The 26,662-nt window shown below is 41.6% G+C and carries 22 protein-coding genes and 1 other RNA gene; 11 read left to right on the top strand and 12 right to left on the bottom strand.

Translation table 11 applies throughout. From position 1 onward, the window contains the following. Positions 1 to 41: 41 nt before the first annotated feature. A complete protein-coding gene (locus G3T18_RS02855) occupies positions 42 to 2,288 on the top strand; it encodes a glycoside hydrolase (RefSeq protein ID WP_224409013.1) in 2,247 nt (748 codons plus the stop codon). A gap of 100 nt (positions 2,289 to 2,388) precedes the next feature. On the opposite strand, the gene G3T18_RS02850 is transcribed toward G3T18_RS02855, so the two are convergent. The 4 genes from G3T18_RS02850 to G3T18_RS02835 all read right to left on the bottom strand — a co-directional run bounded on the left by G3T18_RS02850 (position 2,389) and on the right by G3T18_RS02835 (position 8,883). Continuing rightward, the gene (locus tag G3T18_RS02850; protein WP_224409012.1) at positions 2,389 to 4,140 is read right to left on the bottom strand and encodes a serine/threonine-protein kinase; all 1,752 of its coding nucleotides are present in this window, start codon (positions 4,138 to 4,140) and stop codon (positions 2,389 to 2,391) included. A gap of 94 nt (positions 4,141 to 4,234) precedes the next feature. Further along, positions 4,235 to 5,902 carry a serine/threonine-protein kinase gene (locus tag G3T18_RS02845; RefSeq protein WP_224409011.1) on the bottom strand — a complete coding sequence of 556 codons (1,668 nt, stop codon included), beginning with the start codon at positions 5,900 to 5,902 and terminating at the stop codon, positions 4,235 to 4,237. A 53-nt stretch (positions 5,903 to 5,955) separates the two neighbouring features. Beyond that, positions 5,956 to 7,569: a protein kinase domain-containing protein gene (locus tag G3T18_RS02840; protein WP_224409010.1), complete on the bottom strand. Its 1,614-nt coding sequence runs from the start codon at positions 7,567 to 7,569 to the stop codon at positions 5,956 to 5,958. Between the two features lie 396 nt (positions 7,570 to 7,965). Continuing rightward, positions 7,966 to 8,883, bottom strand: coding sequence for a class I SAM-dependent methyltransferase (locus G3T18_RS02835; protein ID WP_224409009.1), 918 nt, complete (start codon positions 8,881 to 8,883; stop codon positions 7,966 to 7,968). 109 nt (positions 8,884 to 8,992) lie between these two features. Here G3T18_RS02835 and G3T18_RS02830 point away from each other — a divergent pair, with 109 nt between their 5' ends. Then, positions 8,993 to 11,578 carry a M1 family metallopeptidase gene (locus G3T18_RS02830; protein WP_224409008.1) on the top strand — a complete coding sequence of 862 codons (2,586 nt, stop codon included), beginning with the start codon at positions 8,993 to 8,995 and terminating at the stop codon, positions 11,576 to 11,578. A gap of 60 nt (positions 11,579 to 11,638) precedes the next feature. On the opposite strand, the gene G3T18_RS02825 is transcribed toward G3T18_RS02830, so the two are convergent. Further along, on the bottom strand, positions 11,639 to 11,938 hold the full coding sequence (locus G3T18_RS02825; RefSeq protein WP_224409007.1) for a type II toxin-antitoxin system RelE/ParE family toxin: 300 nt from the start codon (positions 11,936 to 11,938) through the stop codon (positions 11,639 to 11,641). After that, positions 11,923 to 12,111: a hypothetical protein gene (locus tag G3T18_RS02820; protein WP_224409006.1), complete on the bottom strand. Its 189-nt coding sequence runs from the start codon at positions 12,109 to 12,111 to the stop codon at positions 11,923 to 11,925. Before G3T18_RS02820 ends, G3T18_RS02825 begins: the two co-directional genes overlap by 16 nt. A 239-nt stretch (positions 12,112 to 12,350) precedes the next feature. Between G3T18_RS02820 and G3T18_RS02815 the strand changes: the two genes are divergently transcribed. The 3 genes from G3T18_RS02815 to aroA all read left to right on the top strand — a co-directional run bounded on the left by G3T18_RS02815 (position 12,351) and on the right by aroA (position 16,095). Continuing rightward, the gene (locus tag G3T18_RS02815; protein ID WP_224409005.1) at positions 12,351 to 14,060 is read left to right on the top strand and encodes an ABC1 kinase family protein; all 1,710 of its coding nucleotides are present in this window, start codon (positions 12,351 to 12,353) and stop codon (positions 14,058 to 14,060) included. A gap of 84 nt (positions 14,061 to 14,144) precedes the next feature. Continuing rightward, the gene (locus tag G3T18_RS02810) at positions 14,145 to 14,516 is read left to right on the top strand and encodes a hypothetical protein (protein ID WP_224409004.1); all 372 of its coding nucleotides are present in this window, start codon (positions 14,145 to 14,147) and stop codon (positions 14,514 to 14,516) included. A 226-nt stretch (positions 14,517 to 14,742) separates the two neighbouring features. After that, positions 14,743 to 16,095, top strand: a complete 1,353-nt coding sequence (gene aroA, locus G3T18_RS02805; RefSeq protein WP_224409003.1) for a 3-phosphoshikimate 1-carboxyvinyltransferase — start codon at positions 14,743 to 14,745, stop codon at positions 16,093 to 16,095. 35 nt (positions 16,096 to 16,130) lie between these two features. On the opposite strand, the gene G3T18_RS02800 is transcribed toward aroA, so the two are convergent. Continuing rightward, on the bottom strand, positions 16,131 to 17,072 hold the full coding sequence (locus G3T18_RS02800) for a glutathione S-transferase family protein (RefSeq protein ID WP_318013920.1): 942 nt from the start codon (positions 17,070 to 17,072) through the stop codon (positions 16,131 to 16,133). 170 nt (positions 17,073 to 17,242) lie between these two features. Here G3T18_RS02800 and G3T18_RS02795 point away from each other — a divergent pair, with 170 nt between their 5' ends. Beyond that, the gene (locus tag G3T18_RS02795) at positions 17,243 to 17,761 is read left to right on the top strand and encodes a hypothetical protein (RefSeq protein ID WP_224409002.1); all 519 of its coding nucleotides are present in this window, start codon (positions 17,243 to 17,245) and stop codon (positions 17,759 to 17,761) included. Between the two features lie 55 nt (positions 17,762 to 17,816). Here the strand turns inward: G3T18_RS02795 and trpD are convergent, their stop codons facing one another. Continuing rightward, the gene (gene trpD / locus G3T18_RS02790; RefSeq protein WP_224409001.1) at positions 17,817 to 18,875 is read right to left on the bottom strand and encodes an anthranilate phosphoribosyltransferase; all 1,059 of its coding nucleotides are present in this window, start codon (positions 18,873 to 18,875) and stop codon (positions 17,817 to 17,819) included. A gap of 337 nt (positions 18,876 to 19,212) precedes the next feature. Between trpD and G3T18_RS02785 the strand changes: the two genes are divergently transcribed. Next, positions 19,213 to 19,368, top strand: a complete 156-nt coding sequence (locus tag G3T18_RS02785) for a hypothetical protein (RefSeq protein ID WP_224409000.1) — start codon at positions 19,213 to 19,215, stop codon at positions 19,366 to 19,368. Positions 19,369 to 19,600: 232 nt separating this feature from the next. Here G3T18_RS02785 and G3T18_RS02780 read toward each other — a convergent pair whose 3' ends face one another. After that, positions 19,601 to 21,052 carry a glycoside hydrolase family 13 protein gene (locus G3T18_RS02780; RefSeq protein WP_224408999.1) on the bottom strand — a complete coding sequence of 484 codons (1,452 nt, stop codon included), beginning with the start codon at positions 21,050 to 21,052 and terminating at the stop codon, positions 19,601 to 19,603. Between the two features lie 23 nt (positions 21,053 to 21,075). On the opposite strand from G3T18_RS02780, the gene G3T18_RS02775 reads away from it, so the two are divergent. The 3 genes from G3T18_RS02775 (at position 21,076) to ssrS (ending at position 23,234) form a co-directional block, all read left to right on the top strand. Then, on the top strand, positions 21,076 to 21,663 hold the full coding sequence (locus tag G3T18_RS02775; protein WP_224408998.1) for a pentapeptide repeat-containing protein: 588 nt from the start codon (positions 21,076 to 21,078) through the stop codon (positions 21,661 to 21,663). Between the two features lie 211 nt (positions 21,664 to 21,874). Then, positions 21,875 to 23,035, top strand: a complete 1,161-nt coding sequence (locus G3T18_RS02770; RefSeq protein ID WP_224408997.1) for a 5-(carboxyamino)imidazole ribonucleotide synthase — start codon at positions 21,875 to 21,877, stop codon at positions 23,033 to 23,035. A gap of 17 nt (positions 23,036 to 23,052) precedes the next feature. Further along, a non-coding RNA gene (ssrS, locus tag G3T18_RS02765) (6S RNA) lies at positions 23,053 to 23,234 on the top strand. A gap of 104 nt (positions 23,235 to 23,338) precedes the next feature. Here the strand turns inward: ssrS and G3T18_RS02760 are convergent. From G3T18_RS02760 to G3T18_RS02750, 3 genes are all read right to left on the bottom strand, one after another. After that, positions 23,339 to 24,823, bottom strand: coding sequence for a multicopper oxidase family protein (locus G3T18_RS02760; RefSeq protein WP_224408996.1), 1,485 nt, complete (start codon positions 24,821 to 24,823; stop codon positions 23,339 to 23,341). 55 nt (positions 24,824 to 24,878) lie between these two features. Next, the gene (locus G3T18_RS02755; protein ID WP_224408995.1) at positions 24,879 to 25,448 is read right to left on the bottom strand and encodes a DUF411 domain-containing protein; all 570 of its coding nucleotides are present in this window, start codon (positions 25,446 to 25,448) and stop codon (positions 24,879 to 24,881) included. 99 nt (positions 25,449 to 25,547) lie between these two features. Further along, on the bottom strand, positions 25,548 to 26,189 hold the full coding sequence (locus G3T18_RS02750) for a ComF family protein (protein ID WP_224408994.1): 642 nt from the start codon (positions 26,187 to 26,189) through the stop codon (positions 25,548 to 25,550). A gap of 97 nt (positions 26,190 to 26,286) precedes the next feature. On the opposite strand from G3T18_RS02750, the gene G3T18_RS02745 reads away from it, so the two are divergent. Next, positions 26,287 to 26,655, top strand: a complete 369-nt coding sequence (locus tag G3T18_RS02745) for a ferredoxin-thioredoxin reductase catalytic domain-containing protein (protein WP_224408993.1) — start codon at positions 26,287 to 26,289, stop codon at positions 26,653 to 26,655. The last annotated feature ends 7 nt before the right edge of the window (positions 26,656 to 26,662 follow it).

Here is a 26,662-nt window from a genome sequence, read left to right as displayed (position 1 = left end):
GTCTGCCCTTAACTTATTATTTATGGTTCGGAAAAATTACTATGCCTTATCCTCTCTACGTTGCTTTTATCTGGCATCAGCATCAACCACTTTATAAGTCTCGCGAAGCAATCTCATCTCCGATGGGACAGTATCGCTTGCCTTGGGTGCGGCTACACGGTACAAAGGATTACTTGGATTTGGTCTTATTACTGGAAAAGTATCCTAAGCTGCATCAAACGGTAAATTTGGTTCCTTCGCTAATTTTGCAGTTAGAAGATTATGCTGCGGGTGAAGCGATGGACCCTTATCTAGCAGTTACTCTCACTCCGACCGAACAACTTGACAAACAACAACGAGAGTTTATTGTTAGACACTTTTTTGATGCTAACCATCATACTTTAATCGATCCCCATCCACGCTACAGGCAGTTATACCAACAGCATCAGGAAAAAGGCGAACCTTGGTGTTTGGCGAATTGGACAAACCAGGATTACAGCGATTTGCTGGCATGGCATAATTTAGCTTGGATCGATCCTCTGTTTTGGGACGATCCAGAAATTGCTACTTGGTTAAAACAAGGAAAAGATTTTACTCTAGCGGATAGACAGCGTATCTACTCGAAGCAAAGACAAATTATCAGTCGAATTATTCCTCAACATCGCAAAATGCAAGATGCGGGTCAGTTGGAGGTAACGACGACTCCTTACACGCACCCAATTTTACCTTTATTGGCGGATACGAATGCGGGACGGGTAGCTGTACCGCAAATGAATTTACCACAGCAACGCTTTCAGTGGGCAGAAGATCTTTCTCGCCATTTACGCAAAGCTTGGGAAAATTATCAAGATCGCTTTGGTTGTATTCCCCGTGGGTTGTGGCCCAGCGAACAGTCGGTTAGTCCGGCGATTTTGCCTTATATTGCCAAACAGGGTTTTCAGTGGATTTGTTCGGATGAGGCGGTATTAGGTTGGAGTTTACATCACTTTTTCCACCGCGATGAACGAGGAAATGTCCGGGAACCGGAATTTCTTTATCGTCCTTATCGTTTGTCAACTCCTCACGGAGATTTGTCGATTGTGTTTCGGGATCATCGCTTATCAGATTTGATTGGTTTTACCTATGGTGCAATGAAACCGTTAGAAGCGGCAAGAGATTTGGTCGGACATTTAGACGCGATCGCCTCTACTCTTCAGGAACGACAAAAAGGTTCGACTACCAGTTTAGAACAACCTTGGTTAGTGACGATCGCTCTCGATGGGGAAAATTGTTGGGAATTTTATCAACAAGATGGTCAACCCTTCTTGGAAGCACTTTATCAACAATTGAGCGATCGCTCTTGTTTCAAATTGGTTACTGTCTCTGAATTTCTCGAAAAGTTCCCCCCAACTGAAACAATTCCTACAGCTAAGTTACACAGTGGTTCTTGGGTCGATGGTAGTTTTACCACTTGGATTGGCGATCCAGTTAAAAATCGCGCTTGGGATTTACTTTACCAAGCCAGACAAATATTAGCTAAACATCCAGAAGCAACTGAAGAAAATAATCCTGAAGTTTGGTCAGCTTTAGATGCGGCTGAAGGTTCGGATTGGTTTTGGTGGTTTGGTGAAGGACATTCTTCTAACCATGATGCGATGTTCGATCGGCTATTTCGCGAACATTTATCTGCGATTTATCAGGCTTTAAATGAACCAATTCCACCTCAGTTACATCAACCAGTAGAACCCCACGAACATAAAAATAGAGAAATTCCTCGCAGTTTCATTCATCCAATTATTGATGGTAAAGGCGATGAGCAAGATTGGGATAAAGCGGGAATGCTCGAAATTGGTGGGGCGCGAGGTACTATGCACCGCAGCAGCGAAATTCAACGACTTTTCTATGGTTTAGATCACCTGAATTTTTATCTGCGTTTGGATTTCAAATCGGGCGTACAATTCGGTCAAAATTTGCCGAGCGAGTTACATTTACTGTGGTATTATCCTGATGCTATTTGTTTCAATAGTCCTGCACCTTTAGCAGAATTACCCGATCGCGAACCGCTTAATTATTTGTTCCACCATCATTTAGGAATTAATTTCCTCACAGGCAAAATTTGGCTAGAAGAAGCGGGAGAACATTTTCAGTGGTATCCTTGTTCGACACAAGCAAGTTTTGCTGTCGATCGCTGTTTGGAAATAGCCGTACCTTGGGCGGATTTGCATCTCCAACCTGACTCTCGTTTACAGATGATTTTACTTCTGGCTGATGATGGTATTTTCCGATCGCGCTTGACAGAAGAAAAATTGGTCGCTTTACAAGCACCATAATTCTTTATTCGAGCGGAAAATCTCTAGACAATTTAGCCCGCAAAGGCGGGCTAATCTATGGTCTATATTAGTGTAGCCGCCCGTTTACGAGTCAAGCAATCTATGGCATAATCGTATCTTGCAAATTCGCACCTTGGAAATTAGCATCACTAATGTCAGCATCCTGCAAATTAGCACTTCGCAAATTAGCATCATATAACATTGCATTTTGCATAAATGCCCGATACAAATAAGCATTTTCTAGATCGGCATTCTGCAAAAAAGCTTCTCGCAAATTCACATTTTCCAAATTAGCATCTTGGAGATTTGTTCCTTCTAAATTAGCAGCAAACAGACTAGCATTGCGAAGTTGTGCGCCTTCTAAAAAAGCACCTTGCAAAAAAGCACCTTCTAAATTTACACCTTCTAAATTTGCCCAACGTAAATTAGCAAAATTTAGATTTGCACCTGATAAGTCAACATTTTTTAGATCGACACCTTCAGCACCATTATTCACAATCCGCCAAACCAAACGCCACTTATCTGTTAACTGAGTCGCATAGTTAATTTTCGTATCGCGTAAACTAACTTTTTCTAAATTAGCACCCCGTAATTGAGCGTGACTTAAATCAGCACCTTCTAAGTCAGAATTTTGCAATTTTGCTCCTTGTAACTGAGCATAAGTTAAGTCTACACCATGTAACTGAGCATAAGTTAGATCGGCACCTTGGAGTTGCGCTCCACGGAGATTTGCACCCCGTAAATTTGCCCCACTCAAATTGGCGCCTTTCAGATTAGCACCTTCTAAATCTACACCTTCTAATTGAGCGTCGCGTAGGTTTTCACCTTGGAGATTATATCCTGCTAAACTACAACCAGGACAGTTAGTATATTCGCTAAATTCTTGAGAGGTGGAACTAACTTCTTGTTGAGCGGCAATTTCTGTATAACTTTGCTCTAAACTGGCGACAGTAATACCTAATCCTAAAGCAAAAGCAGTTATGCTAGTTAAGCCGAATACTAAAGTAGGTTGTTTTTGTTTTAAATTATCTCGCCAAGAAGGTGTAAATACTGCTATTGGTTGCAAAGCTTCCAGGGCTGCGGCTGCATTCGGAAAGCGATTTTTCGGATTTGGTGCTGCCATTTTTTCTAGCCAGTCAAGAAACTTTCGGCTGAGATTTGGGCAAAGATGTTTGAAGTTGATGCGATAATTTTCGTCAATTAATTTGCCGATTTGGTTAGTTTTTGTTTGAGTTAATAAGCAAATTAAAGTTATCGCTAAACTGTATAAATCTGAAGCTAAACTAAGTTCGTGATTCAGTAATTGTTCGGGTGGCATAAAGCCAACTGTTCCTTTGACTAAGCTACTGCTGGTGACATCGCCTTCGCCCGTAGCAAAACCAAAATCGACTAAGGTTACTTCCAGTGGTTCTGTAGAGTTAACTAAAATATTTTCTGGTTTAAGATCGCGATGAATTATGGGTGGTTCTTGCGCTTGGAGATAAGCTAAAATTTCTAAAATTTCAACAGCAATTTGCTTGATTTCTTCGGGAGTAAAATGGTCAACTTCTGCTAGAGATGGCGCTTGTTTGTATTCTTGAACGATACAAAAACCTGTTTCGGTTTCAAAGCAATCCAGATAGCGAGGAATGCCTGGATGTTCGAGCTTTTGCAGCATTTGTACTTCTCGTTCGCAGGATTTAAAACCTGCCCAACTCGAATCAGGATCGGCGAAGCGAAATTCTTTAATTACTACTTGTTGTTCGGAGTCGAGATTATTACCTAGGTAAGTAATTCGTCCACCTTGTCGATTTCTGCCTAATTCTTTACTAATTTGATAGTTGTAGTTAGAAAAGTCGCGATTTAGTGTCATGGTTAGTAATTGTTGTTGGCTAGGAAATAGTGAATTATTGGTTATAATTTAGGAGTTGATGTTTATTAACTGGTTACTGATAACCGAGCGCTGTTTATTCATGTTTTGTTCCATCAGGAAGGATTGCACCTTTAAGCTTGGCACCGACTAAATTAGCGTTCCAAAGATTGGCATTTTTAAGATTTGCTCCAGCGAGGTCAGCCCCAGCTAAATCAGCACCTTCGAGATTGGCATTTTCTAAGTTGGCGCCGGAAAGTTCGGCATTTGCTAAGTCAGCAGAATGTAACTGGGCATTTTTCAGTTTTGCTCCGATTAAGTGGGCGTTTTCTAATTGAACTCCTTCGAGAGAAGCATCTTCGAGATAAGCATTAGTTAAGTCAGCACTTTTGAGGTTAGCAAACTCCAGGTTAGCCTTTTTCAGGTTGGCACTTTTGAGGTTGGCAAACTCTAAGTTAGCACTTTTAAAATATGCTTTGACTAAGTTAGCAAATTGCATATTTACTCCTCCTAAATTAGCGTTTTGGAGGTTCGCACCTTCGAGTTTAACGTTATTAAGGTTGGCGGCGCGGAGGTAAGTTTGTTCTAGGTTAGCACCTTTAAGAAAGGCATCGCGAAAGTTTGCGCCTCGGAGGTATGCACCCTCGAAATTAACTCTTCTGAGATAGGCGGCTTCTAAGTCGGCATTTTGCAAGTTTGCGCCTTCGAGATTGGCTTCTGGTAGATAGCAACCGGGACATTTACCAGTGTCGCGTAATTGACTGAGGGGATTGATAATTTGACTGTGAGAAGTGAATTTTTGTTGCGGGGAATGGGTTCGATAGGTGTTGAAGGAGGCGATCGCGCTGAGTGTTAAAATCCAGCATAGGGTGGTTGCGGGTTTGGCGATCGCTACAGACATTGTTTTTATTTGTTTAACTAATTTCTCGCCTAGTTGTAGTTGTAAACCTTTGTCGGTGACGGGAATATTTTTTAAGGCGGCTTTGGCGGCAACTGCATTGGGATAGCGCTTTTTGGGGTTGGGTGCGACCATTTTCTCTAACCAACGCACAAATTGCCCGCTAATTTCTGGTAGTTGGGAGCGAAATTTAAAGCGATAGGCTTCGTCAATTAAGTTACCAACTTCGCTGGATTTGGTTTTGGTGAGGAGACAAATTAAGGTGACACCTAAGCTATATAAGTCGGAGGCTTCGCTTAGTTGCCGATTAAATAATTGTTCCGGGGGCATAAATCCCAATGTACCTTTGACCACGCTGCTAACACCAACATCTTGATTTCCTTGGTGGGCAAAACCGAAATCCACCAAGTAAACATTTCGCGGTTGAGAATGGTCAACCAGGATATTTTCTGGTTTAAGATCGCGGTGAATTACGGGGGGAGAAACTGATTGCAGATAAACTAAAACGTCTAATACTGCTAAAGCGATTTCTTTAATTTCTTGGGGAGTAAAATGGCGCAGTTGGGCAAGTGAATAGGCTCGTTTGTATTCTTGAACTAAACAAAAACCTGTGGGGGTTTCAAAGGAATCGAGGTAACGGGGAATATTAGGGGAGACTAGCGAGATCAAAACTTCGATTTCTCTGGTATAAGCTTCGTAATCCATCCAGCTAGTCCCCGGTTGAGCAAACTGAAACTGTTTGATGACTACGGTTTGCTTCGTTTTGAGATTCGTCGCTTTGTAAGTAACTCGACCTCCTGCCCGATTATGCCCTAACTTGCTTTCAATTTGATAGCCTCTGCTGTAAATGTCTGGATAGTTACTCATTTGCCTGTTTGGAAGTGAAATTTTGTTGTTGACAAAAGGATGAAAACGTGCATTTATGGTGCTAATTTCTCCACTAATTGCCTTTTCTTCTCGATGGCTAAATAGAACTCAGGATTAAGAGTAATTGCTCGATTGTAAGAGGCGATCGCGTCCGCGCGCGCACCCATTTTTTCTAATGCTACCCCTTGCCCATACCAACTCCAATATTCCTCTGGATTTATTTTAATTGCTGACTTAAAGGAATTGAGTGCGGCTGAATAACGTTGTAAACCAAGTTCAGCTTCACCGCGTACCTTCCAAGCATTATAAGTGTCAGGATCGAGTTCTGTCGCTCTTTGTGCCGCAGCTAGGGCTTCAGCGTAGCGTCCCTCCTGATTGTAGATCGCTCCGAGGTCATTCCAAGCCCAATAATAATCGGGATCGATTTGCAATGCGCGAGTATAAGTAGCGATCGCTTCGCGATTTCTACCCAAACCTGCTAAAGCACCTGCTTGTCGATTCCAAGTTTGTTTGGAACCAGAATTAATCGAGAGCGCGCGATCGCAAGCTGCTAATGCTTCAGTATAACGCTCCATTTGTTGCAACACCCAACAACGACTCGAAAATGCTTCCCCATAATTAGGCTTTAACGCGATCGCTTCATCATAAGCAATTAAAGCTCTTTGATAGGCACCTTGTGCGCTCAATCTTTCCCCTTCTTGGAAAAATTGTCCAGCTAAATCTAGATCGGTTTCTCTCACAGGAGGTGTATAAGTAGGAACTGGTTGTTGGGATAACTTTTCTAATTTGCCAACCAAACTAATCCCGACTAAAGCAACAACTAAACCAGCTAATTTCCAATTAGTTAAATTAACTGGGGAACTCATCACCTCCAGAGGTTTCAATGCTGCCAAAGCCGAAGCTGCATTAGGATAGCGCTTGTGAACAACTGGTTCTAACATTTTCTTCAGCCATTTGACAAAAGACTTATTTAATCTCGGATCGAGAAGCTGAAAATCAAAGCGATAATTCTCATCAATTAACTTACCAATATCTGCCGAACGAGTACCAGCAAGCAAACAAAATAAAGTTGCACCCAAACTATATAGATCGGTTGCCAAACTTAGCGGACGATTAAATAACTGTTCCGGAGCAATAAAGCCGGGCGTACCTGCCGCTATACTACTAGCAGCAACATCTTGAGAACCAATTCGAGCTAAACCAAAATCAACCAAATAAACATTTAAGCGCTCGTCAAGCAAAATATTTTCTGGTTTAATATCTCGATGAATAACCGGAGGAAGGCGATTTTGTAAATCCACTAAAATTTCTAAGGTTGACACAGCAATATGTTTGATTTCATCGGGTTTAAAACTGTGTCTTTCAGCTAAAGAAGGTGCGGGAATATATTCTTGTACCAAAGAAAAACCTTCTGGAGTCTCAAAAGCATCCACATAGCGAGGAATACCCGGACAATCTAATTCTTGCAGCAGTTGCAGTTCGCGTTGATAAGTTTTGTAACCTTCCCAGTTAGAATCCTCTTGAGCAAAGCGAAACTGTTTCAAGGCGACCATTTGTTTTTCAGTTTCACCAGTAGCAAGATAGGTAATTCGTCCTCCTTCCCGGTTTCTTCCCAATTCTCGGATGATTTGATATCTGGGATTGCCAAAATTTGGATAGTTGCTCATTGGACTTCGCTCCTGTTGTAAATAGATTCTATGTTCGGTAGCTACACTTTTAATGTTAAGCTTGGCACATAATTTTCGCGAATGTTTCTTTGGGAACCCTTGGACTAGGGTTTCAGCGAACAGTTACCACCCGAACAGTTAACACAGTTGATTCACTAATTGCTTTTTGTCTCCAATATCTACTGATAGCTGATAAATGAGGGTACGATCTCGCTGAAGTTGATAATCGTCTGTAATAATTGAAATAAAAATTCTTTTTGAATAGCGATGAAGAGGATCTCAGTGCGGCTGATTGACAACGTTTTTTACCAAAAATACCACGATTTTTTGAAGGGATATCGGCTCGAGGATCGAACTACAAAAGTGCCGCAGACTTTTGTAGTTTTTTTAGGTAATTTATTTCACTTTAGCAATCACAGTGCGATGGCGGGGACTATTAGAAATAATAGTTGGTGGTTCAAAACCTGCATCAGCGATCGCGTCAGCCAAATCCAAGCTAAAATACTGATCCAGATAAGGCTCCGTACTCTTAAGCAAAGTTAAGATATAAGGAGGCATTTGGGCATAAACCTGCGATCGCGGATTCATTTCCATAATTCCCAAATAACCGCCCGGACGCAACAAACGCCGTGCTTCCGCTAAAATTTCGGTTGCTGCACTTTGAGGTAACTCATGAAAAAGCAAAAATGCCGAAACTAAATCAAAAGATCGATCGGGTAAACCTGTATTTTCCGCCGCAGCGTGTAACCAACTAATATTTTGCTGTCGCTGTCTATTCTTATAATTAGCTACAGCTAAAAAATAAGGCGATAAATCTATTCCCGTCACCTTACTATTAGGATAAGTTGCTTGCAAAGCAAAACTACTCATTCCCACACTACAACCAAGATCTAAAATAGCTTGCGGTTGACTAGGAATTTGTTCTTTCAGCAAATTATGATAACTTTGTCTTAATCTCGGATCGCCCTTCGCCCCTGCATCTTGCCAAATACCTGCATGGACAGCATAAGCAGCAACTTCCACCTCTAAAGCAGCATCCCAACTAAGATTACCGCGATCGTAAGCATGGAACGATCGCAGATAGTATTCTGGATAAACTAACTGAGGATTTTCCACCTCCGCAAATTCGCGATCCCAATCATGCTGGCGTAACTTTCGTACCTCTTCACGCCAAGGTACGCCAATTTTTTCCGCCCGTTTAATCATCATCTCACGTGCCTTGTACTTAGCAAAACTTGCCAAAGGCTTAATCGCGAGTATCCCGTTAACAAAGCGCGAAGCTAAACCTGGATTATTAATCGTTGTTGCAGTCATTTGTTTGCTAAACCGCAGAAAAATACAAATGAGATTATTTTACCGTCCCGTTAGTCATTGCAGTTCTGCGCTACTCTGTAACTTATTGGCAAATTAATGAACTCGATCTATGTTGCACTCATATTATTTCGATACAGAAGATAACGGCAAGCGTTCTTTTGAGTTACCAGGGGCGAAACCTCAGTATAACCCCGATCGCCCGGGACAGGTAGAACATATTTTCCTGGATCTAGTTCTCGATATCCCCAACGAAAGCTTTCACGGCACTTGTACAATTACTCTCCAGCCTGTAGTTCCCGGCATAACCAGCTTAACTCTCGATGCAGTCAATCTTAAAATCGACTCAGTATTAGTCGATAAAGTCAGTCAGCCCTTTGACTACGACGACGAAAAACTCCAAATCCAGTTGCTTCAACCCACCACCGAAGCCAAAATGGAAATCGCGATCGCTTACCGCGTCGATCGACCCCAACGAGGTTTATATTTTATCACCCCAGACTCCGATTATCCTGACAAACCCACTCAAGTTTGGACTCAAGGAGAAGATGAAGACTCTCGTTTTTGGTTCCCTTGTTTTGATTATCCCGGACAATTAGCTACTTCTGAAATTCGCGTACAAGTCCCCCAACCTTACTTAGCTATCTCCAACGGCGAACTCATTTCTAGAGAAGAAAAAAACAAAACAATTATCTATCATTGGCGACAAAAACAAATCCATCCCACCTATTTAATGACCTTAGCAGTTGGTGATTTTGCCGAAATTAAAGACGAATGGAATAACATTCCCGTCACTTATTATGTAGACAAAAATAGAGAAGCAGATGCTCGACGCAGCATGGGCAAAACTCCACGAATGTTAGAATTTTTTAGTGAAAAATATGGCTATAATTACCCCTACCCTAAATACGCCCAAGTTTGTGTCGCCGACTTTATTTTCGGCGGGATGGAAAACACCTCTACCACCTTATTAACCGATCGCTGTCTGATCGACGATCGCGCCGAAATTGATAACCAACGTACTGAAAGTTTAGTTGCTCACGAACTCGCACATCAATGGTTTGGCGATCTAGTCGTAATTAAACATTGGTCCCACGCTTGGATTAAAGAAGGTGCAGCCTCTTATTCGGAAGTTCAGTGGACAGAAAACGAATATGGAAAAGACGATGCAGCTTATTACCTTTTAAACGAAGCCAGAAGTTATATTTCTGAAGATACTTCTCGCTATCGTCGCCCCATTGTAACTAACATTTATCGGGAAGCGATCGAACTTTACGATCGCCATCTTTACGAAAAAGGTGCTTGTGTTTATCACATGATTCGGGCGACTCTCGGAGACGAACTTTTTGACAAAGCAATTCATACTTTTGTCCGCCAAAATGCTCACAAAACTGTCGAAACTATCGATTTATTACGCGCAATTGAAAACGCCACCGGACGCAATTTAGCGCCGCTTTTCGATCAATACGTTTTTCGAGGTGGTCATCCTGATTACAAAGTTAGTTATTCCTGGGATAATAAAAGTAAACTCGCTAAACTAAGCGTCACCCAAAAACAAGCGAAGAAAGATTCCACAGGTAGCGACAGCGAGTTATTCGATTTAACTATTCCCCTGGCTTTCGGCTATGTAGATAAGTCGGGAAATGTAGATTTCAAAACGATGTCTCTTCGCATCCACGAACGGGAACAATCTTTTTACTTCCCCTTAGAAAATAAACCTAAATTTGTCAGTTTTGATTTAGGTAATAATCTTCTTAAAACTGTAACTTTAGATTATCCAGTTGCTAATTTAAAAGCACAATTAAAACACGATCCCGATCCAATTTCTCGGATTTATGCTGCTGCTGATTTAAGCAAAAAAAGCGGATTAGAAGCCGTGAAAGCACTCGCAGAAGCTTTACAAAATGATGCTTTTTGGGGAGTAAGAGTTGAGGTAGCAAAAGAATTAGGTAAAATCAAACTCGACCAAGCTGCAAAAGCTTTAATCTCTGGTTTAGTAGATGAAGACACAAAAGTGCGTCGCGCAGTTATTAGTAGTTTGAGCAAATTTAAAACTACTGAAAGTTACGAAAAAATTAAACAAATAGCTGAAGCAGGAGATGCTAGTTACTACACTGAAGCAGCAGCTATTAGTTGTTTAGGTGAGATGGTTTCTGGGAATTTAAAAGAGAAAGAAGCCGAAGTAATTGAGTTTTTTAAGCAAGTTTTGCAGACAAGAACTGGTTGGAATGAAGTTGTGCGTTGTGGTGCAATTTCTGGTTTGAGTAAGATGAAAACTTGTTCCGAAGCGGTGGATATAATTCTCGAATATACTCAACCAGGAGTTCCCCAAGCTTTACGTTTAGCTGCTATTCGTGGTTTGGGTGCGGTTTCTACTGGTCAAAGTCCGGCTAAATTAGAATTAATTCTCGAACAGTTAGAAGCAATTATTGCAGAAACTTTCTTCTTAACCCAAGTTGCGGTAGTTTCCGGGTTAGAACAAATGGAAACCGAAAAAGCGATCGCGCAATTACAAGCTTTAGCTAATCAAACTTCTGACGGAAGGGTGCGTCGTCGCGCTGAAGAAGCAGTGAAAAAAGTCCAGCAAAAAGTTGGTTCGGATAAAGCTTTGCAAAAGTTGCGCGAGGATCTCGATCAACTCAAACAAGAAAATCAGGAACTTAAGAGTCGTTTAGCGAAATTAGAAGCACAAGAATAGTCGCTATTTCAGTTGGGATTAGTAGCAACTAGCCCTGGCTAGTTTCTACTAATTATACAACTAAACATCTTCCCAATTTTCTAACTGCCTTTTACCATGAATAACTGCCGCGATTGTAACAGTTTCTCCTTGAACCCGATAAATAATCCGATAGTTATAAGCAAACTTTTCTCGAATATTTTCCTCTCCTAATTCAGGAACAATTCGTCCCGATCGCGGAAACTGACTTAAACTTCTGGTTGTGTCGAGTATTTTTTGAATAATTGTCGCAGCGTAAGCAGCAGAATCACGAGCAATATAGGCTGCAAGATCGTCTAAATCTTCTAATGCTTTAGAAGACCAATTTACTTGATAAGCCATTTGCTTAAACGCCCTTCTGCTTCTACTTGGGAAATTGTACCTTCTCGATCGGCAACTTCTAATCCTTGACGAATTTTAGCCAATACATAAAGATGATATTGAATATCTTCAATAGAACAATCGTCAGGTAGTTTATTTAACAGAAATTCGACTTCTTTTTTAGTAGTAGTCATAGTTTTCTCAATTAGGGGTATTGAACCTCTATTTTAGACGATCGCATTTGAGCCTAGGGAGATTCTCTCGGATCTCGCTTCTCAACTTCTCTTGGCAAAACACCAAAGACAGGTTAACTTGGTAGCGAGCAATCTACCTAACGATAGATGGCAATTAAATGAAAAAAAAAGTGTATTTTTGTATACTAGAGTTAAGATTTAACTAAAACTGTTTAACTTAAGAGGCAATAGAAGAGTTCGTGAGTAGATATCCGAATATTACGTCTGAGGAAGGAATCAGGCGCTACGACGCGCAGGAAATCGCTCGTTATTGTCGCCGCCATCTGTGGAAAGTTATTGGTAGAGCCTTGACAATTGCCTGGTTTTTTGGTACTTTCATAATCGCTTTACAATTAGACAAATGGCGCGGTCAGCAAGAAATCGATAAATACAAACGCGCCCGACAGCTACGTCAGATTCTTACCCGCTTGGGTCCAACATTTATCAAAGTAGGACAAGCACTTTCGACCAGACCAGACTTAATTCGCAAAGATTTTTTACAGGAATTAACAAAACTCCAAGACCAACTGCCACCCTTTGACAGCGATCGCGCCTTTAAGATTATCGAAACCGAGTTAAGTCGCAAAGTAAGCGAATTATATCAAGAAATTGCGCCCCAACCAGTAGCCGCAGCGAGTCTAGGTCAAGTATATCGCGCTTTTCTCCATAGTGGTGAAGAAGTCGCAGTGAAAGTACAGCGACCGGATTTATTACCGATCGTCACCCTAGATCTCTATTTAATGCGCTGGGGTGCAAGTTTGCTAGCACCCTGGCTACCATTAAATCTCGGTCACGATCTCACTTTAATTGTCGATGAATTCGGCTGTAAGTTATTTGAAGAAATAGATTATCTCAACGAAGCGCGGAATGCCGAAAAATTTGCAACCAATTTCCGTGACGATCCTCACGTTAAAGTTCCCACAATTTATTGGCGCTATACTAACACTCGCGTCCTAACTTTAGAATGGATTGACGGATTTAAACTGACCGATACTGCCAAAATTAAAGCAGCAAATCTCGACCAAAACAAACTAATAGAAATTGGTGTAACCGCAGGGTTGCGACAATTATTAGAATTTGGCTTTTTTCATGCCGATCCCCATCCTGGTAATTTATTCGCCCTTCCCGATGGTCGCATGGCGTTTATTGACTTCGGGATGATGGATCAGTTAGAAGAATTTACCAAAGAAACGATCGCTAGTTCAGTCGTTCATTTAATTAACAAAGATTACTACGGTTTAGCTGCTGATTTTGTTAACCTCGGCTTTTTAACTCCAGATACCCAAATCGAACCAATTATCCCAGCTTTGGAACAAGTGTTAGGAAAAGCAATGGGAGAAAGCGTCGCTAACTTCAACTTTAAAACGATTACCGACGAGTTTTCGGAATTGATGTACGATTATCCTTTCCGAGTTCCCGCTAAATTCGCTTTAATTATTCGTTCGTTGGTAACTCAGGAAGGATTAGCACTTTCTTTAAATCCAGAGTTTAAAATTATCGAAGTTTCCTATCCTTATGTAGCACGACGGTTGCTAACTGGAGAATCTCCTCAAATGCGGCGGCGTTTAATTGATGTCTTGTTTAAAGACGGGACATTTCAGTGGCAGAGATTGGAAAATATGATCGCGATCGCGCGTTTGGATAGTAAATTTAACCTCTTACCTACCGCCCAACTCGGTTTACAATACTTACTGTCTGATGAAGGTCAGTATCTACGCCGTCAGTTGTTACTCGCTTTGACTGAAAACGATCGCCTGCATACAGAAGAAGTTCAGCGCTTGTGGAATTTAGTTAAAGATGACCTTCAACCCGGACAATTGTTTAACGTTGCGCTAACTGCGATCCGCAGTTTCTCTAACGAAACAGTACCTACCCCCATCCCCAAAACGAAAGCACCCTTGATTAAATAATCGGGTACTAACTATAAGGTAGTCGGTCGTGGCATAATTAACTACCGACTATCTTGTTGCCACTTTACTAACTCTTAACCACTTATGTACAATCTACCGGAACCGCCTTATTTTTTACTTGTGTTGGGTTTATTTATTGGACTGACTTGTGGGTCTGCTTTTAGCGCTATTCTCAAACAAAAAGTGCAACAGTGGGCTGAAAGTGGTTCGACGCGGACACTAGCGGAAATGAGAGGGTTTCGCTTAGTGTTACCTTATTTAGGTATTTGTCTGGGAATTTGTTTGTTTCTCGCTTCTGGTGTCGAAATCTTTATCTTCGATCGCGCAGTAGCTTATGCGATCGCGTTTCCCATGACGGCGTTTATAGGCTTGCTGATTTGGGTCCAACTCGGTAATGTTTTAGAACAACTCGAAGAAGGTGGTTCCGAAGCTTTGGATTTAGATGTTTTTAAGTGATTGGGGACTGGTGATTGGTGATTGGGGACTGGGAAGGGAGACTTGGGAGAGGGGGAAGACAAGTGAGAAGGGTGGGAATGTTTGGACAAATTGATAACTGATAACTGGTAACTGATAACTGGTAACTAATAACTGTTAACTGATAACTGAAATCCCCAGTCCCCAGTCACTAACTGATAACTGATAACTGCTAACTGGTAACTGCTAACTGATAACTGTCTCTACTATGTCAAACAATGTCGTCGTTACACTGAAAAATATCGCGAATCAGCAAAACTTGATTGTCCGCAGACCGGAAGCTGGTTTATCTTTACAAGGTAGGATTCAAATTCCGGGTGATAAATCAATTTCCCATCGCGCGTTGATGTTGGGTGCGATCGCGTCGGGAGAAACTCGCATCAAAGGTTTATTATTGGGTGAAGACCCTCGCAGTACGGCGAGTTGTTTTCGTCAGATGGGGGCAGAAATTTCGCCTTTAAATACCGATGAAGTTATTGTTAAAGGTGTCGGTTTGGGTTTGTTACAAGAACCTAATGAAGTCTTGAATGCTGGTAATTCTGGTACTACTCTCAGATTGATGTTAGGTATTCTTGCTTCCCAACCGGGACGCTTTTTTACTGTTACTGGGGATAACTCGCTGCGATCGCGTCCGATGTCCCGTGTGGTGAAACCTTTACAGCAAATGGGTGCGAAAATTTGGGGACGCAAGGGTGATTCTCTCGCACCTCTGGCTGTTCGCGGGACGGAATTACAACCAATTCATTATCACTCGCCGATCGCGTCTGCACAAGTTAAATCTTGTGTTCTTCTCGCTGGTTTGATGACAACGGGTGAAACTACTGTTACTGAACCTGCTTTATCCCGCGATCATAGTGAGAGAATGTTACAAGCATTTGGGGCAAAAATCAAGGTAGACCCGGAAACTAATTCTGTCACTATTCAAGGTAGACCCAAATTAGAGGGACAAACTGTAATTGTACCAGGAGATATTAGTTCCGCCGCGTTTTGGTTAATTGCGGGTGCGATCGTTCCTGACTCGGAGTTATTAATTGAAAATGTTGGTGTTAATCCCACTCGTACCGGAATTTTAGAAGCTTTGGCGATGATGGGTGCTAATATTACCAAGGAAAATGAAAGAGAAGTAGCCGGAGAACCTGTAGCCGATTTGCGAGTGCGTTCGAGTAAGTTGCAAAGTTGTACAATTTCTGGCGATATTATACCTCGTTTAATCGATGAAATCCCTATTTTAGCCGTCGCCGCAATTTTTGCCGAAGGGACAACTATAATTAAAGATGCAGCCGAATTGCGAGTGAAAGAAAGCGATCGCCTTGCTGTCACTGCCAACCAACTCAATCGCATGGGTGCAAAGATTCACGAATTACCTGACGGCTTAGAAATTACCGGAGGTACAACCTTAATCGGAACCGAAGTAGATAGTTGCACAGACCATCGCATTGCCATGAGTTTAGCAATTGCTGCCCTCAACGCCAAGGGTACGACCACAATCCACGGTGCGGAAGCCGCCGCAATCTCTTATCCTGACTTTGTCACTACCTTACAAGGAATCTGCGAATCTTAATTTAAGTTTATCGAGCAAACTTGTGGCGATCGCGCTTATTCGTCAAAATTAATTATTGGACCTTTAGCCACAATTCCACTCGGATTAATATGAGGATGACTTTGATAATAATGTTGCTTGATATGAGCCAAATTACAAGTTTCCTTTACCCCTGGATGCTGATATAAATCCTTGAGATAATTCCACAAATTCTCATACTCGTAAATATGGCGCAAATTACATTTAAAATGTACATAATATACAACATCAAAACGCAGCAAAGTAGTAAACATACACAGATCGGCTTCTGTTAGTTGAGAACCACACAAATAACGCTGCTTTGCTAAGACAGTTTCCCAGTAATCTAAAGCTTCAAAAAGTTCCGTTACTGCTTCTTCATAAGCTGTTTGAGATTGAGCAAAACCTGCACGATAAACGCCATTATTAATTGGTTGATAAATAGCCTCGATAGTTTTCTCTATTTCTGCTTCTAAATCTGAGGGACATAAATCAATTTTGTTGTTCGCAATCTCGTTAAACTCGCGGTCAAACATCCGGATAATTTCGCGAGATTCATTATTGACAATTGTCCCTTTTTGTGTATCCCATAAAATCGGCACAGTCACCCGTCCCGTATAATTTGGATCGGCTTTTTTATACACTTCCCGCAAATATTGAGCCTGAAAAATTGGATCGGGAATTGTCCCGGGAGCATCAGAAAATTGCCAACCATTATCGCCCATATAAGGATCGACAACAGAAAGAGAAATTGCCTCAGTTAAACCTTTCAATTGACGCATAATTAAAGTCCGATGCGCCCAAGGACAAGCAAAAGAAACATAAAGATGATAGCGCCCTGATTCAGCTTTGAAACCGCTTGAGCCATCGGCTGTCACCCAATTACGGAATGTGGTAGGATTACGTTTGAATCTACCTTTTTCGTCTTTTTCATAACCTTCGGTGCGCCATTCACCGTCGATCATCATTCCAGTTGCCATATTTGTTTCACTGTAAAACTTTTACTAATTCGTAGAATAGCATCTCTACAAACAGATATAATTACGCTCTGGAAGTATTACTCTAGCAGCGATCGCCCTATTCCTGGCACTGGTTTAGTGCTAGATCTCCAAGTTGATGTTTACACTAGAAGAACATCCCACGTACAACGATGATACTTCTTTCTTCTCACCACCGAGCAACTTTCTTACTTGCAGTTTCTCTCGCTTTCGCGATCGCTGGCTGTAGCGAGTTTAACTCTTTTTGGGATTCACTGCGATCGCAGCTATCTTTTTCTTCTATTGATACTCCTACCCCAACTCCTACAGCAACTCCCGAAGTCGTCCCAACACTTGAAACTGAAGCCGACAAAGAAATCGCCGCAATTTACGAACGCGCCCAAGGAGCGGCTTATGTAGCCACTTTCAGCGCCGAATCTGCCCAAACACCCGAAGAGTGGCAGTTTATTAGCGAACTTTGGCAAGAAGCGATCGCTACTTTACAAACTATTCCTCCAGATAGCCCTTATTACGACGCTGCTCAAGAACAAATTCTTCAATATCAAGCTAACTTAAAATCTGCCCAAGAAAAAGCTAATCTTAGCAATCCCAATCTCATTATCCCCGATCCCAGTTCTGACAATACAACCTTCACTCCATTACCTGATTTCAGCCAACCTGAAGGGGATTAGGGATTGGGGATTGGTAAATTAATTTATATTTGTAGATCGGCTCACAATAACGCTACTAATTTTTCTGGAAAAACTTGACCAGTTCCTCTAATTTTAACCAAGCAGTACCACTATTAATAATTTCCCTTGCTTTCTCAATGCCCTTAACACCATCTCCCAGAGGGACAACGCCAGCAACTTGTAGCGCCAAAGAACTATTTAAAGCCACTACATCTTGCTGAGCAACAGTTCCTTTTCCTTGTAAAACATTACGCAAAATTGTCGCATTTTCCTCGACATTTCCGCCACGAAGTTCACCAGTAGAAGCACTTTTTAAGCCCAAATCTAACGGATTGAGACTACTAAGACGTACTTTTTCCTCTGATAGGATAGCTAAATCAGTTTCCGCAGCTAATCCAGCTTCATCAAGTTTTTCTCTACCATGAAGAACAATCGCTTTTTCTACTCCTAATTCTTGCAAAGCATGAGCAATATTTGCTAAAAACTGAGCATCATAAACACCAATAACTTGTCCCGTAGGACGCAAAGGATTAACCAAAGGTCCGAGGAGATTAAATACTGTCCTAACTTTCAAAGTACGCCGCAGTGGGGCTACAGCTTTCATTGCTGGATGCCAACCAGGGGCGAACAAAAACGTAATTCCTACTTCCTCAATTGCTGCTTGCACATTTTCTGTCGCTGTGGTAAGGTCTATTCCTAAATATTCTAAAACGTCGGCTGAACCTACTTTACTCGAAGCCGAACGATTTCCATGTTTGGCGACTTTTACTCCTGCCGCCGCGCAAACAAAGGCTACGGCTGTGGAAATATTAAACGTTGAGGCACCGTCTCCGCCAGTCCCACAAGTATCAATTACTGGCTGATTATGTTGAATTTCTGCTTGTTGTTTCGACTGAGACTGCAATACCTGCGCCATTCCTGCTAATTCGGCGGCGGAAACTCCTTTAGCTTGAATTGCCGCTAAAATTGCCCCTGATAAGACTGGGGGAATTTCTTCGTTTAACCATCCCTTCATCAACTCTGATGCTTGTGTTTGGGTAAGGGATTGTTTGTCTAGTAGCTGTTGCAGTAATTCGGACCAATTAGTAGTTGTGGTTGTTAATTCTTGCACCATAGTTGAGAGGCAGTGACTCGGTGGAGCATTTTCTAGTCTAATCGAAGATGGGATTTTCCCCAAGCTCAAAAGTCTAATTTGTTTCTTTAGACTCTTTTTTAACTCTGCCTCAAAATTAGGTTAATTTTTCTCTTTACTTCTTGGCAAATTTCAGGTATTATTTTTTAAGGGAGACTCTATCCTTTTATCTCTAAAATTGTCAATATTTTCCATTATGAAGCGAACTAATTAAAGAATAACCGAAAAAGCAATTAAACGCAAGACCTGGGCGAAATTTTTTTTCGGGGTAATCAATCATCAAGCTTAACTAAAAACTTCTTTATCTTGGTGACTTGGCGTGAAGAAAATCTCTCAATGGGCTAAAGTAATAATCGGCGAGGGAAAAGACGAAAATACTTCGATCGCGGTAAGCGGAGCTATGCCGGAGGCTTATCGCCAAACTAAGTTAATTTTTCTCTTTACTTCTTGGCAAATTTCAGGTATTATTTTTTAAGGGAGACTCTATCCTTTTATCTCTAAAATTGTCAATATTTTCCATTATGAAGCGAACTAATTAAAGAATAACCGAAAAAGCAATTAAACACAAGACCTGGGCGAAATTTTTTTTTTCGGGGGTAATCAATCATCAAACTTACCTAAAAACTTCTTTATCTTTCTTTGCGACTTGGCGTATTTGGGTGAAAATAAGAACATAATGGGCGAAAAATCCGCCCAAACGAGAAAAATCAACCAACCCCCAAAATGCAACCACTGCGAGAAGGAAGACTTAAGTGCAAATAACCTTGATTCCAAGTCACGTTAGCATCACCATAAACTAACTTATCCGGCTGAGAATGAAGCTTTGCTGCATTAACATTTGCTCGAACAGGTTCAGTACCAATATTAACAGCAACAATAACCTCTTCATTATCTAAAATTCGGGCAAAAACGTAAATAGTTCCTTCAGCAAAAAGTATTTGATACTCACCAATTTGCAAAGCCGGATAGCGCGATCGCAAACCAATCAACTGCTTGTGGTAAGCTAAAGTTTCGAGATCCCAATCACTCTCAGGAGGAAAACCACGACGAGAATCAGGATCGAATTTTCCTGGTAAACCCACCTCATCACCATAATAGATACTAGGCGCACCCGGATAAGTCATTAATAACAGAGTAGCAAGCTCAACCGAAGCGCGATCGCCATTTGCAATAGTCAACAATCTGGCAGTATCGTGAGAATCAAGTAAATTAAGCTGAGTAAGCTGAATTTCCCAAGGATACAACTTGAGTAATTGCTGAATTTTCTCAGCATACTCGCTAGCAGACAAAGCCGGATAAGGTTCGTAAGAAGGTTCCTCAACCAATTCTAAATCTACGCGAGATCCAGCAGTAAAAGCAATAGTTGGCGCAGTAAACAAATAATTCATCACCCCATCAAACTGAGTACCATCCAACCACTGACGGGAATCTCTCCAAACCTCACCAACAATATAAGCATCTGGATTAACTGATTTTACACGAGAGCGAAATTCTTGCCAAAAACCAGGGGTAGTAATTTCAAATGGTACATCCAAGCGCCAACCGTCAATTCCTTGCTTAACCCAAAACTCAGCAATTTCCATAATATATTCGCGTACTTCTGGGTTATCGTGATTAAACTGGGGTAAAGCGCGATTACCAGCCCAACCTACATAATTAGCTGGTTTACTGCCATCATAAGCCGAAACAGGCCAACCTTGGATCTTGAACCAATCCAACCAAGGAGAATAAGGACCATTTTCCAAAATATCGTGAAAAAAGAAAATCCCGCGACTGGCGTGATTGAATACGCCATCGAGTACAATCTTTATATTCCTTTGATGTGCTGCTGCGAGTAAATCACAGAAAGCAGTATTTCCCCCTAACATCGGATCTACTTGATAATAGTCGTGGGTATGATAGCGGTGGTTAGAGGCGGATTGAAAAATGGGTGTAAAATAAATGGCAGTAATGCCTAAGTCCTGTAAATAGTCTAACTTTTCGCTTACCCCCCAAAGATCGCCACCTTTGTAACCTTGAAATGTTGGTAAAGCTTCCCAAGCTTCCCAGGTAGCATTTTTTAGCAACCGTTTGCGGTTTTGCTGGCTTTTGGCGAAACGGTCGGGGAAGATCTGGTAAAATATGGCGTGTTTGACCCAATCTGGTGTTTTAACTTCCATCGATTTGTTCGGACTTACTTAATTTGCAATTTATCCCCATTAAAGAGAGTAACGATCTTTACGCCATGCTTTTTCTGTCTCAAGGCTTAGATAATTTATTCAAGAAGTATTTTTCCCTAGTAGTAGTTTGGGGAATGGCGATCGCTCTGCTATGCTTTTCTCCAAGTGCGATCGCTGCTAGTTCATCTGCGGTTACGTCTTCTTCCCTTGATGCTTATGTTAACCAGGATCTTAGCGGTAGTGACTTTGCTGGTAAAAATTTAATCGAGGGACAGTTTACTCAGGTAAAATTAGTTGGTGCTGATTTTAGCAATGCTGACTTACGAGGGGCGGTTTTTAATACTTGTATCCTCCATAATGCTAATTTCAACGGCGCTAATTTTGGTAACGGGATCGGTTATTTAGTAGAATTTGATGGTGCTGATTTACGCAATTCTATTTTTACCGAAGCAATTCTCCTTCGCTCTACTTTTAATAATGTAGATGCTACTGGTGCTGATTTTACCGATGCTATTTTAGACCGTATCGAAGTAAAAAAGCTTTGCCAAACTGCTTCTGGCGTAAATCCTACCACTGGAGTCGATACTCGTAAGTCTCTCGGATGTAGCTAATTATTTCCGTACTCGCATTTACCAGTTATTACTTTAGAGTGGGTAGTTGGTGTCTGACTTTTTTGTCTTAACTTGTCTTCCCACTAACCAGTTAGGAATCTCCTAACCACCCCCTATAGGCGCACACCTTTCCCACTATATACATAGTAACACAAAATTGTCAGAAAGAGTCAAGCAAGTTAAGCTAAAAAATGACAGTAAACAGAAAGATATGTTAGGAAAAAGAGTTGGCGTAATCGGCGGAGGACAATTAGCGTGGATGATGGCGGGTGCAGCCCAAAAATTAGGCATAGATTTAATCGTGCAAACGCCCAAAAAAGACGATCCAGCAGTAGCTTTATCTGACGAAGTAATTTTAGCTGCGATAAATGACGCAAACGCAACAGCAAAATTAGCCCAAATTTGTGATGTCATCACCTTTGAAAACGAGTTTATTAATCTCGAAGCTTTAAAAAAAATAGCTGCCCAGAGAACTTGTTTTCGACCTCATTTAGAAGCCTTAGAACCTTTGTTAGACAAATACAAACAACGCTGTTATTTACAAAAAATTGGTTTAGCAGTACCCAAATTCAAACTATTAAACGAAAGGTCAAATATTGAATTTGAATTCGACTTTCCCGTAGTTATCAAAGCCCGTCGCCACGGCTACGATGGTCGAGGAACATTTATTATTAAAAACCAAGCCGAATTAGAGGAATTCTGGCAGCAAAAATCTTCCGAGTCAATGCTGGTAGAAGAATTTATCCCCTTTGCCAAAGAATTAGCCGTAATTGCAGCGCGAGGTGTAAGAGGAGAAGTAGTAGTATATCCAGTAGTAGAAACCCAACAAGAAGAACAAGTTTGTCATCGAGTTATTGTCCCGGCTAAAGTCACGCCAGAAGTAACAGCAGAAGTAGAAAAAATCGCCACTCATCTACTTAATAAACTCGAAGTAGTTGGTGTTTTTGGGATTGAACTATTTCTAAGCAAAGAAGGTAAAGTTTTAGTCAATGAAATTGCACCTCGTACCCATAACTCCGGACATTATACCCTTGATGCGTGCGAAATTTCCCAATTCGAGATGCACCTCAGAGCAGTAGCAGGTTTACCATTACCTTCTCCAAAATTAAACTGTAGCGGTGCAGTAATGGTTAATTTACTTGGTTACGAACACTCTGAAGAAGACTACAGCGAAAAACGGCAAAAACTAGCCCAAATTCCTCAAACCAAGGTGCACTGGTACGGGAAAACCGAATCTCGTCCAGGGAGAAAAATGGGTCACGTTACCATTTTAGTCGGCGATCGCGGCTTATCAGAGGAACAAGCATTAGCCAATAACATCGAATTTATTTGGTACGGTCGATCGCCCTTGCCACAATCCAGGCAAAATTGATTAAGATAAAAGAGTGAGTTCTACTGCGACGTTGGTGACTGCCAACATAGTTTTACGATCTATGCTTTTCGTAAAAGGGAATCAACAGCTTCGTGGCAGTAAACCGGGCTTGTACCCGGAAACTTCAAGCGGATAGCGTCGATACCCACCTGGTTTACCCAGGTCGGAAACTGAGGTAAGACGGCGTTGCGGTAGACTCTCAACCCCTAGTCATTGGACTGGGGAATTTTTTTTTTGAGGCTATGAGGATAACTGAAGATAAACTCGTCAAACATTCAGCAACTCTCTTTCCGAGAATCGAATTCAGCTATCAATGACCAAATTACCCATCATCCCCAAATCTTCATGGTCGAGAATATGACAATGGTAAACCGTTTTACCTGTAAAGTCCCGAAACGGTATCCGAATGCGAACCGTTTCCCCAGCACGAACTAAGATTGTATCTTTCCAACTACGATAGGGTTCAGGTTGACCATTGCGACTAATAACTTGAAATGAATTAATGTGAAGGTGGAAAGGATGATCCATCACCCCTGTATTAGTAATTTCCCAATCTTCAACTCGATTAAGATTAACTTGAGTCTGAATCAGATCGCTTTGATAAGGTTGACCATTAATCAAAAATGCCATTCCCATTCCCGGAGTCATCCCATGATTGAGTTGAAACCGTCGTATCTGCTGAGATTCAGGTAAAACTTCAACTGTAGAAACAGCAGTGGGTAACGCCATCGGTTCAACCGCCGCATCATAACTCACAGTGGCGAGAACCATTGGTGTTTGACGATTAAGGCTTCTGCCCATCATACCCCTTCCCCTCATCATACCTCTTCCCCTCATCATACCGCCTCCCATCATCCCCATACCTCCGCGATCGTAGGGTAAATTAAGCAAACGATATTCTCTAGGTTCCGCATCTCCTCGAATCAAAACTTCCACTCGTTCCCCAGGAGTCAGCAGCAACTCAGACATTTTCACAGGTTTATCTAATGCTCCCCCATCAGTGGCAATTAGATAAAAAGGATGATTTTCGAGACTTAGCTGATAGAAACGAGACGGAGAAGCATTGAGAATGCGCCAGCGCACTAAGCCATTTTTAGGTATAGAGAAACGGGGATTTGTTTGACCGTTAACCGTTAAGATATTTCCTTCTCGTCCGGTCATAATTGACATTTGCGCGGAAGATAAAGGCTTTCCTTGTTCATCCAAAGCAAAATCTTGTAGCACTAGAAATTCTTCTTTGGCGGCTTTAACTTCAGGAATCTCATCCAATTCCCCTCGCACAATAAATAAACCTGCTAACCCACCAAACACTTGTTCGGCAACTAAGCCGTGTAGGTGCGGATGATACCAAAATGTTCCGGCGGGATGATTGTCAGGAATGACAAATTCATAAGTCAATTTTTCTCCTGGTGAAATATGGAGAAAAACGTTATCTGCGTTTCCAGTTGGAGGAATATGGAGTCCGTGATAGTGAAGGTTAGTAGGTTTAGCTAAGTTATTTATAAAGTGAATCCGAACTCGATCTCCTGGTTTAGCTTCTAAGCGGGGGGCAGGAACTTGTCCGTTATAAGTTAAAAGATCTGCTTGTTGAGTTCCTAATTGAACGGGACGAGAACTTGCTTCTAAATCAAGCTCTAACAAATTATTCTGACTGGTGTAGACGGGAGCGAGAGATCTTTTATAATCGTTATTTTCTTGGCTTTGCCCTCTGCCACATTGAGACAGCAATACTGCTCCTGTACTACTCGCACTCAGCACCAAGAATTGTCTGCGGTTGAGTTTTTGCATGAAAGAAAGTTGGATAACTGCGACTTAATTTTGACTGTTAAATTTTCAACTCAGGTTAATAAGAAAGATGTTCTGCAAATATTTCGGTTTCACCACTTTGATTAAAAGAAATAACGGCGAAAGCTTCTTTTCTGTCTCCAGCTTCCATTCCCGGACTACCAAGGGGCATTCCCGGTACAGCAATTCCGGCGATATCTGGCTTTTGTTGCAGCAAACGTTTAACATCATTACCAGGGATATGTCCTTCAACGACGTAACCATCAACGATCGCTGTATGACATGAGGCAAGTTCTTCGGGTAGATTGTATTGTTGTTTGAGTGTTTCCATTTCGTCGGTTTGAATATCTTTGACTTGGAAACCGTGTTTTTGCATATGTTTGACCCATTCACCACAGCAACCACAAGAGGGGCTGCGATAAACGGTTAACTCTGAGTTTCCGGTATAAGGTTTGATGTTTCGATCCCAAACACTAACTGCTACCACTGAATTAGGGTTATTTTCCAGGGTAGGAAGATTGCTGCTAGCTAAGTCATTTTTTTTCTGGAAGGGAAAGTAAATTATTGCTGCTAATCCGACAGCCGTGACTGAGACAAAGAAAACAGACCATTTCAGGAAATTATTCATGGTTTAAACCTGAAGTGAAACTACACTTTTAGTTTAGACTCTCCAGTTAGGGGGAGTGTCATGAGGGATTCCCGCAAAAAGTAACTGCTATTGTTCGACTTATGTCAGAGTAGTCGCGATCGCCGCAACTCCTGCTACTTTAATTCCAGAAGCTTGTAAGGCACTTTTAGCCGCGCGGACAGTGGCTCCAGTGGTATAAATATCATCTAAGAGCAATACTGGTAAACGAGGGATTTTTCTCACTGTAAAGGCATTTTTTACGTTTTCTTCTCTGTGGCTAGCAGTTAAACCAAACATTGCTTCGGTATTGCGGACTCGTGTCAAAACTTGTGGCTGCAAAGGATAGCCAGTATACTGACAAAAACTGCGAGCAATTAATTCAGCTTGATTAAAACCTCGCTGTCGTAATTTCTCAGGATGTAGCGGAATCGGCACAACAGTCATTTTTTGATTTTTGGTAGCGAAAGACGACTGTAACCAAGCTTCTCCTAACCAAAATCCTAGGGGTTGACCGAGTTGGGGATGGTTCTCGTATTTAAAAGCGGCGATCGCGGCTTTTAAGCTACCGCCATATTTACCCCAAACAAACAAAGGTACTTCTGCACGCCGACATTGACTTTGAGCAGGAAACTGACAGCATTGCAACTGCTGGTAACAATATCTACAGATAATTTCCGAAGTTTGGCGATCGCAAAGCGGACAATTATCCTGAAGAAATAGCGCAAGTAAGGTTTTCCACATAAACTCGAGCAGCAACTGACTTGTTAAGGAGAAAAAACCACTGTACGTTAGAATACTAAAAAAATTGTTTAGTTCATACTCGTACCATATTTAATTTATGACTTCAGCAAAAACTAATAAAAATCAAAGCGATAAAACTTTACAGGCAATGAAAAATTTTGCCGAGCAATACGCAAAACGTACCGACACCTTCTTTTGCCTAGACCCTTCGGTAACTGCTGTGGTAATTGAAGGACTAGCACGTCACAAAGACGAATTAGGCGCACCTTTATGTCCTTGTCGCCATTACGAAGATAAGGAAGCAGAAGTCAAAGCTAGCTTCTGGAACTGTCCCTGCGTGCCAATGCGGGAACGCAAAGAGTGCCACTGTATGTTATTTATCACTCCAGATAATGAATTTGCTGGCGAACAGCAAGACATTGAAATGGAAGAAATCATCAAAGTACGCGAAAGCATGGCTTCTTGAGGCTAAT

It is taken from the genome of Oscillatoria salina IIICB1 (assembly GCF_020144665.1).
Classification (GTDB): Bacteria; Cyanobacteriota; Cyanobacteriia; order Cyanobacteriales; family SIO1D9; genus IIICB1.
This window is presented reverse-complemented; position numbering and strand designations above follow the sequence as displayed.